The organism is Rhodoferax aquaticus, assembly GCF_006974105.1.
Classification (GTDB): Bacteria; Pseudomonadota; Gammaproteobacteria; order Burkholderiales; family Burkholderiaceae_C; genus Allorhodoferax; species Allorhodoferax aquaticus_A.
This window is the reverse complement of sequence record NZ_CP036282.1, coordinates 1,155,094-1,171,154: the sequence shown is the minus strand read 5'-3', so window position 1 is coordinate 1,171,154 and position 16,061 is coordinate 1,155,094. Positions and strand designations below refer to the sequence as shown.

Annotated in this window: 12 protein-coding genes; 2 read left to right on the top strand and 10 right to left on the bottom strand. The window is 52.2% G+C overall.

Annotated elements, in window-relative coordinates; translation table 11 throughout:
* Window positions 1–27 precede the first annotated feature (27 nt).
* The gene (locus EXZ61_RS05520; RefSeq protein WP_142809791.1) at window positions 28–966 is read right to left on the bottom strand and encodes a hypothetical protein; all 939 of its coding nucleotides are present in this window, start codon (window positions 964–966) and stop codon (window positions 28–30) included.
* Window positions 967–1,449: 483 nt separating this feature from the next.
* On the opposite strand from EXZ61_RS05520, the gene EXZ61_RS05515 reads away from it, so the two are divergent.
* Window positions 1,450–3,756 carry a phage/plasmid primase, P4 family gene (locus tag EXZ61_RS05515; RefSeq protein WP_142809789.1) on the top strand — a complete coding sequence of 769 codons (2,307 nt, stop codon included), beginning with the start codon at window positions 1,450–1,452 and terminating at the stop codon, window positions 3,754–3,756.
* Between the two features lie 138 nt (window positions 3,757–3,894).
* On the opposite strand, the gene EXZ61_RS05510 is transcribed toward EXZ61_RS05515, so the two are convergent.
* Both EXZ61_RS05510 and EXZ61_RS05505 read right to left on the bottom strand, forming a co-directional pair.
* Complete coding sequence (locus EXZ61_RS05510) at window positions 3,895–5,073, bottom strand: serine hydrolase domain-containing protein (RefSeq protein WP_237219099.1); 1,179 nt, start codon at window positions 5,071–5,073, stop codon at window positions 3,895–3,897.
* 3 nt (window positions 5,074–5,076) lie between these two features.
* A complete protein-coding gene (locus EXZ61_RS05505) occupies window positions 5,077–5,517 on the bottom strand; it encodes a hypothetical protein (protein ID WP_142809787.1) in 441 nt (146 codons plus the stop codon).
* Between the two features lie 123 nt (window positions 5,518–5,640).
* Here EXZ61_RS05505 and EXZ61_RS05500 point away from each other — a divergent pair, with 123 nt between their 5' ends.
* Window positions 5,641–6,132, top strand: coding sequence for a helix-turn-helix transcriptional regulator (locus EXZ61_RS05500; protein ID WP_237219098.1), 492 nt, complete (start codon window positions 5,641–5,643; stop codon window positions 6,130–6,132).
* A 19-nt stretch (window positions 6,133–6,151) separates the two neighbouring features.
* On the opposite strand, the gene EXZ61_RS05495 is transcribed toward EXZ61_RS05500, so the two are convergent.
* From EXZ61_RS05495 to EXZ61_RS05465, 7 genes are all read right to left on the bottom strand, one after another.
* Window positions 6,152–6,874, bottom strand: a complete 723-nt coding sequence (locus tag EXZ61_RS05495) for a hypothetical protein (RefSeq protein WP_142809785.1) — start codon at window positions 6,872–6,874, stop codon at window positions 6,152–6,154.
* A gap of 1 nt (window position 6,875) precedes the next feature.
* Window positions 6,876–7,283 carry a type I restriction endonuclease subunit M gene (locus tag EXZ61_RS05490; protein ID WP_178084836.1) on the bottom strand — a complete coding sequence of 136 codons (408 nt, stop codon included), beginning with the start codon at window positions 7,281–7,283 and terminating at the stop codon, window positions 6,876–6,878.
* A gap of 94 nt (window positions 7,284–7,377) precedes the next feature.
* Window positions 7,378–7,626, bottom strand: coding sequence for a hypothetical protein (locus EXZ61_RS05485; RefSeq protein ID WP_142809783.1), 249 nt, complete (start codon window positions 7,624–7,626; stop codon window positions 7,378–7,380).
* 42 nt (window positions 7,627–7,668) lie between these two features.
* Entirely contained in the window at window positions 7,669–8,754 is a 1,086-nt protein-coding gene (locus EXZ61_RS05480) for a hypothetical protein (RefSeq protein ID WP_142809780.1), read from the bottom strand.
* A 472-nt stretch (window positions 8,755–9,226) separates the two neighbouring features.
* The gene (locus EXZ61_RS05475; RefSeq protein ID WP_142809778.1) at window positions 9,227–12,388 is read right to left on the bottom strand and encodes a type I restriction endonuclease subunit R; all 3,162 of its coding nucleotides are present in this window, start codon (window positions 12,386–12,388) and stop codon (window positions 9,227–9,229) included.
* 26 nt (window positions 12,389–12,414) lie between these two features.
* Window positions 12,415–13,734, bottom strand: coding sequence for an McrC family protein (locus EXZ61_RS05470; RefSeq protein WP_237219097.1), 1,320 nt, complete (start codon window positions 13,732–13,734; stop codon window positions 12,415–12,417).
* Window positions 13,731–16,049: an AAA family ATPase gene (locus EXZ61_RS05465; RefSeq protein ID WP_201799113.1), complete on the bottom strand. Its 2,319-nt coding sequence runs from the start codon at window positions 16,047–16,049 to the stop codon at window positions 13,731–13,733. The genes EXZ61_RS05470 and EXZ61_RS05465 overlap by 4 nt, the downstream gene beginning before the upstream one ends.
* Window positions 16,050–16,061: the final 12 nt, after the last annotated feature.

Sequence of the window (16,061 nt, the reverse complement as noted above, 5' to 3'; positions counted from 1 at the left end):
AACGCCCTCGCCTAGCAACGACACAGTTCAGTCCAAGCCACCCGGTCTGCCACGTGGGCACGCCACGAAGTAAGGCAAGGCACTCTTAAGCGTGCTATCTGACCAAGTCAACTGCTTGCTGTACTTTCGCTTCAACTCCGAAACCAGTTCATTCAAAGACAACTGGCATTTATAGGTTCTATGGTCTTTCTTTCGGCCTGCTTCGAGCACACCATTGCGTTTCCTTGAGAATTCCACAGCCAAGCATTCGTCCAAAGCAACCAATACCCGTTTGCCGCACGCCCGCTCTAAATCCTGACGACTACGCTTCCGTCGCTTCATATGTCGATCGACGCCGACTTTGACCTTCCGAATCCCTTCTGAGACCTCAGGAGCGAGCTTGGGGAGCACTACTTCCAATGGAGGAACCTTCGGAACAACAACACCTACTGATGGCTCACCGAAGAACTTCCACTGATGGCAGTAAGGCCAATTGGGTTTCTTCGGCTGCTCAACCAGCATTTCCTCAACCGTATATCCAACCAATGTGCCCAATCCGTCGCGCTCACGTTCAGGGCCGACATAGTTCTGCGTAGCTCTATCCCAACGACGGTATAGGACAGTCATGCCATCCGCTCGCATCTGCTCTTGCCAGTCTTCAAACACTCTTAAAACTGCGCTCACTGGTTCTACATCGGCTTCATGCATCAGCCGAAGCCACACCACCGGCGGAAACTTGGCGGACTCACTTAGTCCAACGGACTCCATTTTCTTGCGCAGTCGTTCCAGTACGCTCGGCAGGACTGCTGCCAATAGCTTCATGTCTTCGCGCTCACGCAAGCGCCCGAAACGCCCTGCAAGTGCATCGTCGAACACCTGAGGCAAGCAAGACTCCGCGTTTTCAATAGAAACGAACAGCCTGGAGTCAATCGCCAACCGCTTCAATGCGGTCAGAAATATCCAGTTCTTTTCCCAGTTTGCAACCATGTACTACCTGCAATTCGTGGACAAATAATACCTCTATTCATTTCTCTATTCATCATTTGAATTGTGCTTCTTGTAAATGAAGTTCGCAAGGGCGATGCGGGCAATTCTGCACAGCCGCTCCTGCATATTTGAGGAAATTCAAATGAACTTGAAAGCCAAACCTAGCAGCGCTGCATCGTGCAGCACACAACAAAGTCTAACTGAGGCTCACCACAGCGCGGCAATGTCCAAGTAGCTTCAAGCCAGTCTCTGATACCAACTCCGGCGTCTTCCCCGAAAAAAAGAAAAAAAAGGGGTGCAAAAACAGGTGGAGCGAGTGGAGCTTTTTTTCTAAAGTTTTTGAAGAAAAAAACAATACCAAGTGAGAAGCACTTTTGTCAGTTCTCTGACTTGCTTCCACCCACTCCACACCATCAACTGTTTGCGCACCAAGCCCTCTTTTTTTTCAGGGGAAACAGCGCCTCAACAATTTGAAAGAAATTTATGAAATTTAATCATTCGATGGTCAGCATGACCAACAAAGCAAAATCATCACCCCTACCAGACAAAGCTGAAATGCTTCGATTCATTAAGCTGCTGCACGGCAACAAGCCTGCGTGGTTCCTGAAGTATCGCAAGAGCAGTGCGGCCCAACTTTACGAGTCTGATGCGCAACAATTTGGCACGCCAGCCCGTTGGCTAGACACGCTAATTGATGCCAACATCAAGGGGCGCAACATAGCAGTAGCCGTCAACCAGATTCAGTCCAGCAAGCGATCCAATGACAACGTCACCGGCATCAACGCTGTTTTCATTGACATTGACAGTGGCGATACCACTGAGAACGACTTGATGAAGCTGCCGCTTCAACCCAACATAATTGTGACGACTTCGTATGGTCGATTGCACGCATATTGGCTTGTGAGCAACTGTACTGTTCAAATGTTTAAGCGTATTCAACGCGCACTAGCCCAACGTTTTGACAGTGATCCTCAGGTGTGCGATCCCGCACGCATGATGCGTTTACCCGGCTCAATCAACTGGAACCACCGCAGCCCGGTAATGGCACAAACACTTTTTGAAGTGCCGCGTGCGCCGATTGCGGTTGGCAAACTGGTGCGTGCTCTGGGCCTGAAAGTGGAGAAACCAGTAAAGTCCGCAGCCTCTGGAATGCCAGTAGCTGCTAGCGAAGTAATGGGTAAAGTCAATTGCACACCCCAAAAGCTTTTGACTGCTGCAAAGCAGGCTCAGATCAAGAAGGCACTTTCCGCCCTACCCCCAGATGATCGCAATATGTGGCTGCATGCAGGTATGGCTATCCACTCGGTAGCCCCCAGCAAGCAGGGTTATGCATTGTGGACTGCATGGTCAAAGGATGGGACAAAGTTCGACGAAGTGGTACAACTAAAGACGTGGAAGCATTTCAAGGCCAAGGGTGGAATCAATATCCATTCTCTGTTCTGGCTTTCACGCCGCGCTGGCGCTGCAAGTGGTTTCGATGACATGGATGCCGCGCAATTGTTTGCAACAACATATAAAGGTATGTTGCGCTTTGACCCGCAAATGGGACTTTGGTATGCCTTCGACGGCGTGGTGTGGCGTGCTGACAAGCAAGCGCCTATGCGTGCGGCTCGTCTCCTGGTCACGGACTTAAGCGAAGGAGAAGGAAAGAAAGACCCATCCGTCAAAAAGCTGCGCAGCCATGCGGGCATGACCGGCATGGTCAAGCTTGCTGAACTTGAGTCGGTGCTACATATTTCTGAAAACCAGTTTGATCAAGACGCAAACCTACTGGCCGTCATGAATGGTGTCATTGACTTGCGTACCGGACTGTTCCGTCAGGCCAAAGCACATGACTATCTGCGTCGCCGTTGCAATGTTGCGTTTGACAGTGAGGCTCGTTGCCCCGAGTGGAAACGCTTTGTGGCGGGAATTACATGTGAGGACTACAAGCTCGCTGGCTTTCTTCAGCGTTCTATCGGATACACCCTGTTCGGTCACACCAAGGCACAGGCGTTCTTCGTGCTTGAAGGAACTGGTGAGAACGGCAAAGGTGTCTTCATGCGCACCATAACGGCAATGCTGGGTGACTATGCAACCGAGCTTGCGCCGAACTTGGTGACCTCAGCCTATGCTGGCGCAGCGAGTCAAGCCAACTCTGCGTTGATGGCGCTCAAGGGCAAGCGTCTTGCCATTGCAACTGAGTTGCCGGAGTCACGCGGGTTCGATACCGCGTTTGTGAAGCAATTTGCAGGCGGAGACAGCATCACGACGCGGGCGAACTATGGCGACACCATCACGTTCAAGCCAGAGGCCAAGCTGTGGCTCTCGACGAACGATATGCCAGACATCCGTGCCAACGATAAGGCCATGTGGCGTCGCATCTTTCCGGTTCCGTTCAACGGCAATTTTTCCGGGGTGAATCGTGACGATGATGTCGAGGAGAAATTACTCAAAGAGCACGCGGGCATATTGAATTGGGCTTTGCGCGGCGCACGCCGTTACCACGAACAGGGAAAGCTAGTGTCGTGTACGGCGGTTGATGAAAAGAAACGCAGCATGCGCAAGGAGTCCGACACATTGGGCGCGTGGATTGCAGAATGGTGCGTCACTGGCAAAGGCGAGTCGCTGCAAGCCAGCATGGCGTACACCAGCTACTGTGACTATACGAAACGCCTTGGTCGTCACCCTCTGACGCAGAAGGCTTTCCACATCCGCATGGAGTCGGCTGGCTACCCGCGTCGCAAGCGCAGCAATTTCAACATCTACTTGGGTGTGGACTTGCGTGCAGGATCTACAAAGGCAGGCTAACACTTGAAAATGGGAACTGAGCAAACAATCTTTGTCTCAGTTCCCAAAAATACACCCTCTTCTTGCAAAGCCAAGTTTCAGCTTGGCGCTGTTGCCGCAAACTGTAACAAGTGAGCGGCACGGTTCACATTTTCTCGACTACTTGGACAAGCGATTCCAGTCTTTGGAAAGCTCGTAAACGTCCGGCATCCAGCTTTCCACGTTGGAGAAAGTGATGACCATCCGATTGTTGTTCGGGTCTGTATTCCAGCCGATGCGCTGACCACCCCAGCCAGAAGCCCATGCCGTGTTCGGAACAATGCTGTTTTCCGTCCAAGTGAAGTAGCCGTAACCACCAAACAGCTTGCCCATTTTGCGGGTGCTGGGGTTACTTCCATTGGAAATCTGTGTGCTGGTGGCTGCACGCACGTAGTCACCGAAACACCCTGCCTCTTTGGAACTGCGCTTGACCCACACGGCGAATCGCATCCAGTCCTCTAAACGCATCCTCAAACCGCTGTCTGCCAGTCCGTTTTGTTGACGGTCCTGAACGTACAGTCCCGGTTTGGCCGCGCCCATTGGGTTCAAGATTTGCTCCTGAATCCATTGGCTCCACACTGTGCCCGTGGCGCGACTGACCATGATGCCCAGCACGTAGGGGTCAGTGCTCTTATATGTGGACACTTCACCCGGTTTGAAGTCTGAGAATACGCCCTTGGCTGCTTTGGCAATGCGATCTTCCGTCACCAAGTTAACAAGATTCAGATTGCCACGCCCCCACTCTTTGAACTGGTCAGGTGTCCATACTGAACTGTCTGGGTTGGGATCAGCCGCACCGGATGCCATGCGCAGCAGATCGCGCACGGTGGCGTTGCCCAATGCTTTGCCATTCAGTTCCGGCATAACTTCGCTGGCCTTGGTTTCCAGCTTGAGCTTTCCTGCACAAATGGCCTGACCAGCGGCCATAGCTGTGACCGTCTTGCCCATGGAGAAGCCAAAGAAGACGGAATCAGCGTCTGCTGGCGCTTTTGTCTCCGAGTACAGCACCGTGTCACCGTCCATCAAAACAAACGCTTTGGCTGGCCGATTTGCCACCAGTGCGCGTGCTCGATCAATGATGGCTTGCTCTGCTGCCGTGGGTGCGCGCTTTTGAAGTTGAACAGGCGTCGGACTCGGCTTGGTTTCGTACCACCACGGATTGCCTTTCTTGACCAACAACCACTCGTCAGGCGCGGCGGCATTGCCATCAGCATAGGGGTTGCTGGATTGGGAGAATGCTGGAATACAAAGAGCTAATCTACCCCATGCCAAGAGTTTAGAAATTTGCATCAATGTCATGGCTCACTTCCTCAATCCAACCACCAGTGCCAACACAATGGCACCGATCACAAACAAGATCGAACTGGCAGAGCCCTCCGGCATGAACAGATTGATAACCCAGCCAGCAGACAGAAAGTAAAACGCGGTCTTGAAGTTCGCTGGCAGCGTTTTGACTGCACCATCTTTGGCTGCATAGAACAAGTCTCCAGTGGCCGCTATAAGCCCTGCGAGGGGTGATACGGTTAACGCAGCTATCAAGACAAGCCAGCGGCGACGGAACCACGGCACATCGCTATAGCTGCTTGGTGTTTTGGCAGCACTAGCCACGCTCTTTGCGTTTGCTGTGCTTTGTGCTGATGCTGGAACGCCAGCCGCTTTCTGTGGTGCTCCGCATTTCGGGCAAGTCTGCGCTGTCACATGAAGCTGTGCGCCGCAGCCACAGCAGGGTACGAATTCACTCATTTCTCTCTCCTTTTTTGCTTGGGTTGAAACTCATTGCATTTAGCAATTGATGTGTTTACACATCATATTATGTTGTGTCTATCATGTTGATAGTGTTGGGTACGTCGGTCACGATTCGCCCACATGTCAGCGAACTCAAAAACCACCAAACCCGTTGTGAAGGGGGCTGCGAAGAAGCAGGCTATTCAGCCGTCTTCTGCAATTGCCACCAAAGCATCAGATGCCGCCGCAAAGTTGAAAGCACGGGAAGACCGCGCAAAGAATGCGGTCAAGCGTCGGCGTGAATTGGCCCAAATGGAGTTGTCAAAAAAGCTCGGGGCCAGACTCAAAGAATTGAGAATCGCATGCGGTCTGAGTCAAGAGCAATTGGGTGGCGAAGCGGAACTCACTCGCACTGCCATTGGTGCCATAGAAACTGGCACGGCCAATCCAACGATCTACACACTCTCTGCGATTTGCCACGCGCTAAAAATCTCTTTGGCTACGCTCGTTGAACCCATCACCGCAGATATGAATCTCAAACCGACTTGGCTTGAACCTTCGGCTTTACGTCGTCGCGCCAATGGGGCCAAACCAGTGCGCAAAGACACCGCTACAGCGCGTGGACTTCACTAACCATTTGTGACTCTCTCACTCACTCCAGCAACTCAAAGCACAGCGCAGAGACAAGCGAAACCGGCTCACTCTTAAAGCCAGCAGCTTCATACACCCAACGCGGACTCGCTTTGCGACGCGGAGTTACATCACGACGAAGCCGCGCATTACTGACCGTGAAGGGCTGAATACCATCGGCTGGGTCTATCGCTAGCAAGGTGTCCACATTGGTAATCGCCGGTGCAGCATGTGACACAGCAAGCCCTTCTACGCCAATTCCAGTAAGCCAGTGCTGGTGACGATTCTTTAAGCTGGCATAGGCCAGCATCGTGAATCGTCCCTTGAATAAGCAGTTCACCGCAAACTCACTGACCACTGCCAGTTGCGCAACATTCGTCTTGCTGGTGCAGTGGCGCATGCTCAACTTGATGGGTAGAGACAAACTTTCTATGGCCGCTTTAAGTTCTGGTGCTGTGATGCCAGTCATAAAGAACGGCCCTAGCACGCGCCATACGTCGGCAGCTATTCCTGACTGCCGATGTGACATATTTTCTAAGGCACTGGGTTTGGCTAGGCCATAGGCAGACAGCACCATGCACAAGCACGTAAGGCCACAGCTAGAGCAAATTGAGCCTTGTGCGAAATGGATAGAAATAGGTTCTTGTCGCTTCGTTTGCACCGTCAGTGTGGGGCCAGCTTGCAATTCAGCGTAATAGCGACTGAACCGATATGCGGCTGCTTTGTTTTTTGACTCTGCTGCCATGCTAATACTCGGAAGGTGTGAGCAATGTCGTCACTTCACGGGAGGTACGAGGATGGTTTTCATCGAGGGCCGCGTCTGTGATACACCACAACGTTGGCAATGCTGCACGCCTATGACTGGGGGTACTTCGCAATGTTTGTGGGTCACATAAGCGGTACACGCTCATGATTCTGGAGCCATTGGCAAGAGCTTGCTCATTGAGTTCAGCATCTTCTTTGCACACATCGCCCCATTCGCCGTGCATGTGCATTGCCAGAATGCTTGCGGCACTTCTGCCAGTTTCTTCCAATATACGGATGGCTTGCGGAGTCGCTAATACCTGGCCTAGAGCGAACTTTGCGGAATTGGTGATGATGGTGACGGATGGCTTTTTTTGCTCTGTGTCAGTGAATGCATGAAAGTCGGTCATGGTCTTCTCCTTGTATGTGAAACGTTGCAGTAATAAATGCACGTAACGAAGCCTCGGCATGGGCTAACCGATACGTGGCACGGCTAAGAAAAAATCAGTCTGTGGTGGCGCGACGCTTGAACACGACGCTACAACCATCTTGGCGTTTGAGTTCACGCCCGTCTTTGCTGCTGATAACCGTATAGGGCATGCAGCGGTGTTCAAAGCCGTTGCAGTCGCTGCGCCAATCGCAAGCGCGGCAGATGTTTCCAAGGCGTTCAGTTGCTACTTCGCTTTTGAGCACCGCTACAAAGCCCGCTGGGGCTTCATTGGGGTCAAGTATTCCGTGGCTTGTTGTGCGCATAGCTATGTCCTCAACATCGGTTGGAATAGTCAATTCATATATTTACGACGATGCGGCATACAGCGCCTTGACCAGTGCATGTGATGTCAAGGGTTTGTTGATTTGCGCACATTCCAGTGCCACTCGTTTGATCGCATCGCGCAGAGCTTCTACTGTGATGTGACCAGCCAATGGCGAGTAAAACGATGGGAGCATGCGATACCCTGCGGTGTACCAACTCACCAATGCTTGGATGTGAATGGATTTCAATGGCCGGTCTAGCACCGCACATTCGTAGGCTTCTGCTATCTCCTTGGGGAGCACTTCATAGAGGTAGCCTAGAGGTGTGGTGCCATCGTCGATTAAATCGAGGTCTTGTTCGGGCTCCAGAATGCCTGCTAGCAGTGCTTGGTGTGATCGGTACGGTGTTTCCAGCAGCGTGACAAACTCATCCGTCAGTACAAATACATCCCGCAAAGTTCGCCTTTGGTTAAAGGCGGCAGCATCAACGAATCGCAAAGAAACGAGTATGGACGGTGATGCAAACAGGGCCTGAACATCTGCCAGCGGCGCATTCAACAAAACGGATACTGCGCGGTTTCGGTGGGCATCGTCTGCCAAGCCAATGTGGGCCAGTGCGACTTTGAGGCTACTGGACTCGTCTTTGGTCAGGCTGTGGATGCTGCAATGTACGTAGGCCAGCGTCAGATATTGGATGGCCGTATCGCTCAAATTCAACAGCTTTTGCAACAGCGCCAGCTTGGATGCCACGATGCACGGCACGGGCGTTTCTTTAATTGGCACTTGCACCAACTGGTCGGCCAATTCCTGTGCGTTGACTCTGTGCTCTAAGGTGTGATCTGGATGGAGAAGAAATCTAGGTACATCCGTGGGCAATTCGGGCGGCTGAGATAGCCCCAGCTCGTTCCAGAAGTAGCGGCGCACGGTGTGGGCGCAATACTGCAAATCTTCGCCAGCGGGATTGCTCACAATCTCGGCCAACTTGGTGCCCAGTCGGTGCAGAAAGCGACTCTCTGTAATTGTCTGAAACACTAGGTTTTCAGGGTGCGGCACAAGACTGTGGCTGTCAAAGCTGGTGAATTCACGGATAGTTTCAAATGCGGTAGTGATGGATTCATCGAGGTGCATGGTTGTTCTCCTGCTGAGTTAAAGATGCTCACAACAGTGCTTGATAAAAAATAAACGCGAGCACGCCAAAGTGACCGTGCATAGCAAAGCCAACTCAAGAGCAAAAGCGTGGAAATCTTTGGAAAAGTGGTGCCAGAGAATTGCTGCGGCGCAGCATGGCAATAGAGAGTAAATAACTAGAAACCGTTGTAAAACAGTTTACATATGCTATTATAGCATACAAATGCAATTGTTTTAGATCCATTTTTGCATATAGAGCCAAATGGACGCTGACGGCGGCTCAAACTGCCCTGTTTGATGCCAATACAAGCTCCCCGATGGTGTCCTTAACAGCCCTAAACGGCATGCTGGACGATTGGCTTGCACCCCTGAAAAGTGCCTGAAAACAGGCGATTTATTCGACCAATCCCAGCTTTAATAGGCAAGTCCTAATCATCGCCTCGAAAGCAAGGGGATTACGCTAGGGCACCCGTCATTCAGACCAGCTATCGCCCAACGCCTGAGCTTGCTGAAGGATGAGTTCAACAGCGGCATCTTGCATATCTGGTGGGTATTTGTATTTGCGCAATATGCGCTTGACCATCAGACGCAACTTGGCGCGAACGCTCTCACGTTCTGACCAATCGACACTCAGGTTTTGACGCAAGTTTTCCGTGAGTTCGTGCGCAATCTTCTTGAGCGTTTCGTCGGTGAGTTCCCGAACCGCTGACTCGTTATTCGCCAATGCGTCATAGAAGCGGACTTCATCTTCAGTGAGTCCGAGCGCATCACCACGCGAAGCCGCCTCACGGAACTTTTTCGCCATGGCGACTAGTTCTTCCATGACCTGCGCGGTTTCAATGGAACGGTTCTGATACCGGGTAATGACGTTGGTCAGCATCTCCGAGAACTTCTTGTCCTGGACCAAATTGCTTGCAAACCGGCTCTTGATTTCACCCTCAAGCAGCCGCTCCAGCAGTTCTACCGCCAGATTCTTTTCGGGCAAGTTGCGCACTTGCGCCAAGAATTCATCGTCGAGCAAACCGATGTTCGGTTTATCAAGGCCAACAGCGTCAAAAATGTCAACGACGCTTTCAGACACCACCGCAGAATTGATGATCTGACGGATAGCCAGTTCACGCACTTCGTCGGTACGGCGCTGCGCGGTTATGTCGCGCTTTGTCAGAATGACTTTGACGCCCTGCAAGAAGGCTACTTCTTCACGGACAGTTTTGGCATCGTCCAAGGTGCAGCAAAGCGTAAATGCTTTGCTCATGGCAAGTGCAACATCCGCGAATCGTTTTTTGCCATCCTTGATTCCCAACACATGGTTGGCAGCACCAGCAAGCAAGCGGTGGCCTGCGGTCATGAAATCTTGGTAGTCGAAGCCGTGCAACATCGAGCGCAGAACGTCGATCTTTTCCATTAGCAAGCTGTACGCCTCGTGGGCATCCACCGTCGGTCTGCCGCGCCCCTTGGACTGCGTGTATTCCTTCATGGCAGACCTCAACTCATTGCCAATGCCAATGTAATCGACCACCAAGCCGCCTTGCTTATCTTTGAATACTCGATTGACACGCGCAATGGCTTGCATCAGGTTGTGGCCTTTCATCGGCTTGTCCACATACAGCGTATGTACACATGGGGCGTCAAAGCCGGTGAGCCACATGTCACGCACGATCACCAAACGCAAAGGATCAACCGGGTCTTTGAAGCGTTTCTCCAGCCGCTTCTTGGTCTGCGAACTGTAGATATGGGGCCTCAGCAACGCTTTGTCGCTGGCGGAGCCGGTCATGATGATTTTGATGGCCCCTTGCTCTGGGTCTGCACTGTGCCAATCCGGGCGCAGCTTTATGATTTCGTTGTACAGGTGGACGCAAATCTCGCGGCTCATGGCAACCACCATGGCTTTACCGGACTGCGCCTTGTTGCGCTCTTCAAAGTGCGCGACCAGATCGGCGGCCACACTGACCACGCGGGGTTGCGCACCAACCACTTTCTCCAGTGCAGCCCATCGACTTTTGAGTTGTGACTGGGTGCTTTCCTCTTCGTCTTCCGCCAGTTCGTCTACTTCAACGTCAATTGCCGCCATGTCCGCCGCACTCAGACTGAGTTTGGCAAGGCGAGACTCGTAGTAAATGGCAACCGTTGCGCCATCTTCTTTAGCCTGCTGCATGTCATAAACGTGGATGTAATCACCAAACACTGCACGGGTGTCACGGTCTTCACTGCTGACGGGTGTGCCAGTGAAGGCGACGAATGTTGCATTTGGCAGGGCATCACGCAAATGCTGGGCATACCCCACTTCATACCGTTCTGTGTATTCTGGTGGCGCAAACTCTGCACGGTGCGGTGTCACCTGACCGTCACCAGTAGCAATCGCCTTGGATGACGTTTTGCGAACCTTTAGCTTGGCTTCAAAGCCGTATTGCGTGCGGTGGGCTTCATCTGCGATGACCACAATATTGTGGCGGCTTGAGAGTACCGGAAACGTGTCTTCGTCCTCACCGGGCATGAACTTCTGGATAGTGGCGAATACGATGCCACCAGATGGACGATTGGAAAGCTTTGCCCTTAAATCCTGCCGGGTGCTGACTTGTACCGGCTGTTCGCGCAACAGGTCTTGTGCCAGACTGAACACGCCAAAGAGTTGACCGTCAAGATCATTCCTGTCGGTAATGACCACAATGGTCGGGTTCTCCATAGTGGGTTCTTGCATCACCCGTGCCGCGAAGCACGTCATGGTGATGCTTTTGCCGCTGCCCTGCGTGTGCCAGACCACTCCGCCCTTCTGGTTTCCGCCAGGTCGAGAAGCTTCGATCACTTGCACGATGGCAGCGCGCACGGCATGAAACTGGTGGTACCCGGCTATCTTTTTAACCAAAGCGCCATCGTCTTCAAACAGTACGAAGTAGTGCAGATAGTCCAGCAAATACTGCGGTGCCAGCACCCCGCGCACAAGAGTTTGGAGTTCATTGAACTCACCCAAGGGGTCAAGGGTGACACCATCAATGGTGCGCCACGCCATAAAGCGTTCGGCATCAGCAGACAGGGACCCGAGCAATGCCTCCGTGCCATCGGATATGACAAGCACCTCGTTGTACTGGAAAGTGTCGGAAATTTGCTCTTTGTAGGTCTGAATCTGATCGTAGGCTTTCCACACGTCAGCGTTCAGGTCTGCCGGATTCTTGAGTTCGATCAGTACCAATGGCAGGCCGTTCACGAACAGGATAACGTCCGGTCTGCGCGTGTGATGTGGGCCACGGATGGAAAACTGGTTAACCGCTAGCCACTCATTGCGGTCTGGTTGCGCCCAGTCGATCAGGCGCACAAAGTTGCCCCGCGTTTCGCCAGCCAATTGGTACTGCACAGGAACACCCGTCACCAGCATGCGGTGGAAGTGCTGATTGGCAGACAGCAATACCGGCATGCCAAGGTCGATGACTTGCTTCAGCGCATCCTCACGAGCGGCGGTGGGGATGTCAGGATTCAGCCGATTGATGGCTTCACGCAGTCGAAACGGCAACACCACTTGCCGGTAATTGGCTCGTTCTGGGCTTGAACCGTCAAATGCAATGTCCGGGCCGTAGAGATGGGTGTAACCCACATCTTGCAGCCAGCCAAGTGTTTCCTGTTCAAGTTGGTCTTCGGTCATTACGTCTTTCCCTGAATGGCGCTTAGTTACGCCGCCTTTTTCTCAAATGCATGAAACCCAATTGGAAGTGTCGTTTCCTCCGAATCAATTAGAACCTGACCCGTTAGGTCAAAGGGAAGAACCCAGAGCTTCATCCCATCGCCATAGTCAAACACAGGCAGAGACTTTGAAAACGATTCGGTCGCCGGGTAGATAAGCACAAGCTCGCTTGACGACTGCCCTGCGAGGTACTTTTTTCCATATGCATACAGTTGGTAGAAATCGCCCTGGCTCAAACCGTACTTATTGCCTCGGTCTGCGGCATCCAACTTCTTCCACTTGGTATCTAGCACCCACTTATCGTTGGTGGACTCCAGCAATAGGTCAGGCTCCAACCGGAACATCTTGTCGCCATCGTGCACTGTTAGGTACTCGCTGGCAGCGGGGCTTCGTAGTCGAATCGTTGGCGGAATACTGCGGCGCAACCACGCTGCAACATAGCGTTCAAATAGCTTGTCCATGGGAAACAGCAGACTGAGGCCATGCCAGTTGCCCGCAACGGACAAAGGCATTTGTTGGTTCAGGATAAGTTCGCACCATGGTTTAACCGGGCGGTAATGGCTCATGAGTCTTTCATTGCGCCACCGCTTGAAATCACCATCTACGTCTTTGCTGGAGCCAATCTCACTCATGAGGCTACGCAATTCACCGGCAAGTTTCCAGTTCGCAGCGTCCCGAGTGGTCTTCGATACCTGTTCCAGAGCCAGCTTCAAAAGCCGGTTTTCCGCACCATCGGGGTCGAAAATATCGTGCCGAATATGGAAGAAATGCTGTTTGCCCGGTGGCTGTCGCATTTGACGCACGGTGTTCAATTGCCCGCGCAAGTAGCGTTGCTCTTCCTCTACTCTGCGGTAGTCGAACCGGATGCCTGTTTTAACAATGCGCTCCAACGCAGCCAAGAACCGACCCATGACCCATTCAGTCAGCGGCGCATTAAATAGCTGCAGGTCCGCTGCTCCGACCTCACGCGCTGGCAGGTCAAACGAAGCCGCAATCATTCGCTGTAAGAGGGCTCTGCTTTCGTGAATCACGTCGCCAGATTCGTGATGCTTGGGCAGAATTTCAATCCGTGTGCCGCACGGAGTCTCAATGACCCCGACATGCTTATCCAGCCGCAACCAAGTCCGCCCCTCGACTATCGCAAGAGATGCACCAGCCGCACTGAATTTTTGGTTTAACTTGCAAATCCAATCGAAGGCAGACTGTGAAATCTGTGCCCGATCAAGCGTGCTTTCAATGGACGTGCCATCCACTTTTTCAGTCGTAAGACGTGCGTATTCGCGCACCACAACCGATTGCACAATCACTCTGAAACTCCAACAATGTTGATGTAACTGTCGATGGATGTGAGGGCAGCTTCGTTAACCGCCCAACGTGTGTCACGAAGACCGCCCGCCACTTCCGAGCCAAAGAGTTTTGCCAATGACGTTGAGCCATGACCGCCAGATCGAATGAACGGCTCACCCTTGGTACGGTGATCATTCAGTACCCAGCCAATACGCTCGCAGTCTTCAAAAAAGTACTCTTGAAGTAGTGGCAGAACCTGCTGTTTGAATATTGCCGACAAACGTTCAATGGAGCGGTCCTTGTCTAGCGGTAGAAAGTAGGCATGGCCGATACAGTGGTCCCGGTCAAGTAGAACTTCAATGCGCTGATTGATCGACCGCAGCATCTGGCCCACGGACAGCCCGGAGATAGTCACCTTGTCCAACAGCTCCGGCTTAGCAGGCATTTCCTTAAAGACGAATCGGCGGCGCAGCGCAATGTCGAGGCCAGTCAACGACTTGTCAGCCGTATTCATCGTGCCAATCAAATAGACATTTTTCGGTACGCCAAATGGCTTCTTTGAATAGGGCAATGTGACGGTCAAAGACTCTTTCGCGCCAAGTCGCTTGCTGGGTTCAATCAGCGTAATGAGTTCACCGAATATGCGGGAGACATTGCCACGGTTGATTTCATCAATGATCAGAACGAAAGGAGCTGAGGTGATTTCAGTGGGGCCAACAGCTTTCAAATCAACACCCGCTGCGCTTAGACCTTTCAGCAGTTCGGGCCAACTGAAGCGGGTAATTTCGTAGACCGTCTTTAACGTGAAGCGTTTTTGACTGTTGAGGTTCAATATTGAAAAATTGCAATCGGTGACTATCCAGTTCACGGGCAGAACGTTTTTGTAATCTGCCCGAACACTGCTAGGCGGCGTTGCCTCATAGCGGTAGTTGCCACTGACGATGCCAATCGCCGCCACCTCTGTGTTGCTTCCGATGCAGAGCAGGACGTCGCCAACTGCAATCTCATTGCCAAAGAGTTCGAGAGTGCTTCTGTCGTTTGATCCCAATGTGAACGAAGGGTCATTCAATTGCGCCGTCTTTAGGTCGCCGACGTTACCCCAGCCAATTCGGGCCTCGCCATGTTTTAAACAATACTGACGGGTTGCGCTATCACCAGTTCCATCAATGGAAATCTTCCAAATTCGGGGGCTGTCGCTAACACCCAGCTTTGCGGTTGCACTCTGAATGGGCTTGCTTGCGTCTTCACAGATCGCTTGGAATACCCCCTTCTCAATGACATACTGAATCTGCCCGCCTTCAGCTTCGTCAGTCTCTGCCCGCAAGCCTTCAACAAAGTCTTCGTAGCTAAAGCTCTGGTGAAATGTCACGAACCTGATGCGATTGTTTGCAACCAGATCATCAAATCGCTCTTTGAGGGATTCGCGCTCGCTCTCATTCTTGGCATAGAACTCGGGGTCCAAAATCTTGATGGCTTCATCAATGGTTGTGAACGTTTTTCCTGTTCCTGGTGGACCATACAGAATCGTGTTTAGACCAGTCGGAAGTTCCGAATCCTCATCATCCCCTGCAACAGGCAGCAGTACCGACTCGTCGTCAGAGCCGTCATCCACTTCTGCACTTGCCTCTTTGACCGGAGCGAATCCAGCAGTCGGGCTATACAAGACATGCATGAAGTCGTATGGGGTAATGCCGGGTATCTGTTTCTGAGCGGAAAAAAACAGTTCACGCAAAAGCATTGAGCGCGCAACGGGCTGCTCAACCTTGGGAATGTCCGCAACTGGACAGCCAAACAACTCCAAAAAGTGCTTCAAGTGATGCGATGACGAAATCGGCAGCACTGCGTCGGGGTTATAGCAACTCAGGATGCGTAGTTTCCGACCGTCACCGATAGTGACACGTGGTGTTACACCCGCACGCTTGTATAGCTGCTCGTCATCGTCTATCCAACTGAGGTCTTTGGTAACGTCTGCATTCGCAATGGCAGACTGAATTTTCAAGGTGTACTGAAGCGCATCCGTGTCCGACAGGTCACGCAACTTGCGGTTTTTGTAGACCTCACCATCCGGCTTGAAGTAAACGATATGTCCTCTGGAGGTGCCGGGCATGTACCGCCCCAAGACTGATTGAAGACCACGCTCAATCCACCAACAAAAGCTCTCCTGCGATTTCTTGCCAACGCAATACTGGTCAAGCGTCAGTGTCGCCAATGTGTTGGCAGGAAAAGACTTTGCAAATGCGATGTGCTCGGGTGTTTTGCTTCGCGGGATTGATGTACCACCGGTTTTGAGCAGAGCCAATAGTTCGGTGAATTTCTCGTTGGGTACAAATGCCATAGTGAGTTCCAA

What these genes read in the sequence shown, in the direction of transcription:
- EXZ61_RS05510 (WP_237219099.1), bottom strand. Translation starts at nt 5,073, where the DNA reads ATGACATTGATGCAAATTTCTAAACTCTTGGCATGGGGTAGATTAGCT.
- EXZ61_RS05490 (WP_178084836.1), bottom strand. Translation starts at nt 7,283, where the DNA reads ATGACCGACTTTCATGCATTCACTGACACAGAGCAAAAAAAGCCATCC.
- EXZ61_RS05485 (WP_142809783.1), bottom strand. Translation starts at nt 7,626, where the DNA reads ATGCGCACAACAAGCCACGGAATACTTGACCCCAATGAAGCCCCAGCG.
- EXZ61_RS05465 (WP_201799113.1), bottom strand. Translation starts at nt 16,049, where the DNA reads ATGGCATTTGTACCCAACGAGAAATTCACCGAACTATTGGCTCTGCTC.
- EXZ61_RS05505 (WP_142809787.1), bottom strand. Translation starts at nt 5,517, where the DNA reads ATGAGTGAATTCGTACCCTGCTGTGGCTGCGGCGCACAGCTTCATGTG.
- EXZ61_RS05480 (WP_142809780.1), bottom strand. Translation starts at nt 8,754, where the DNA reads ATGCACCTCGATGAATCCATCACTACCGCATTTGAAACTATCCGTGAA.
- EXZ61_RS05495 (WP_142809785.1), bottom strand. Translation starts at nt 6,874, where the DNA reads ATGGCAGCAGAGTCAAAAAACAAAGCAGCCGCATATCGGTTCAGTCGC.
- EXZ61_RS05515 (WP_142809789.1), top strand. Translation starts at nt 1,450, where the DNA reads ATGAAATTTAATCATTCGATGGTCAGCATGACCAACAAAGCAAAATCA.
- EXZ61_RS05475 (WP_142809778.1), bottom strand. Translation starts at nt 12,388, where the DNA reads ATGACCGAAGACCAACTTGAACAGGAAACACTTGGCTGGCTGCAAGAT.
- EXZ61_RS05500 (WP_237219098.1), top strand. Translation starts at nt 5,641, where the DNA reads ATGTCAGCGAACTCAAAAACCACCAAACCCGTTGTGAAGGGGGCTGCG.
- EXZ61_RS05520 (WP_142809791.1), bottom strand. Translation starts at nt 966, where the DNA reads ATGGTTGCAAACTGGGAAAAGAACTGGATATTTCTGACCGCATTGAAG.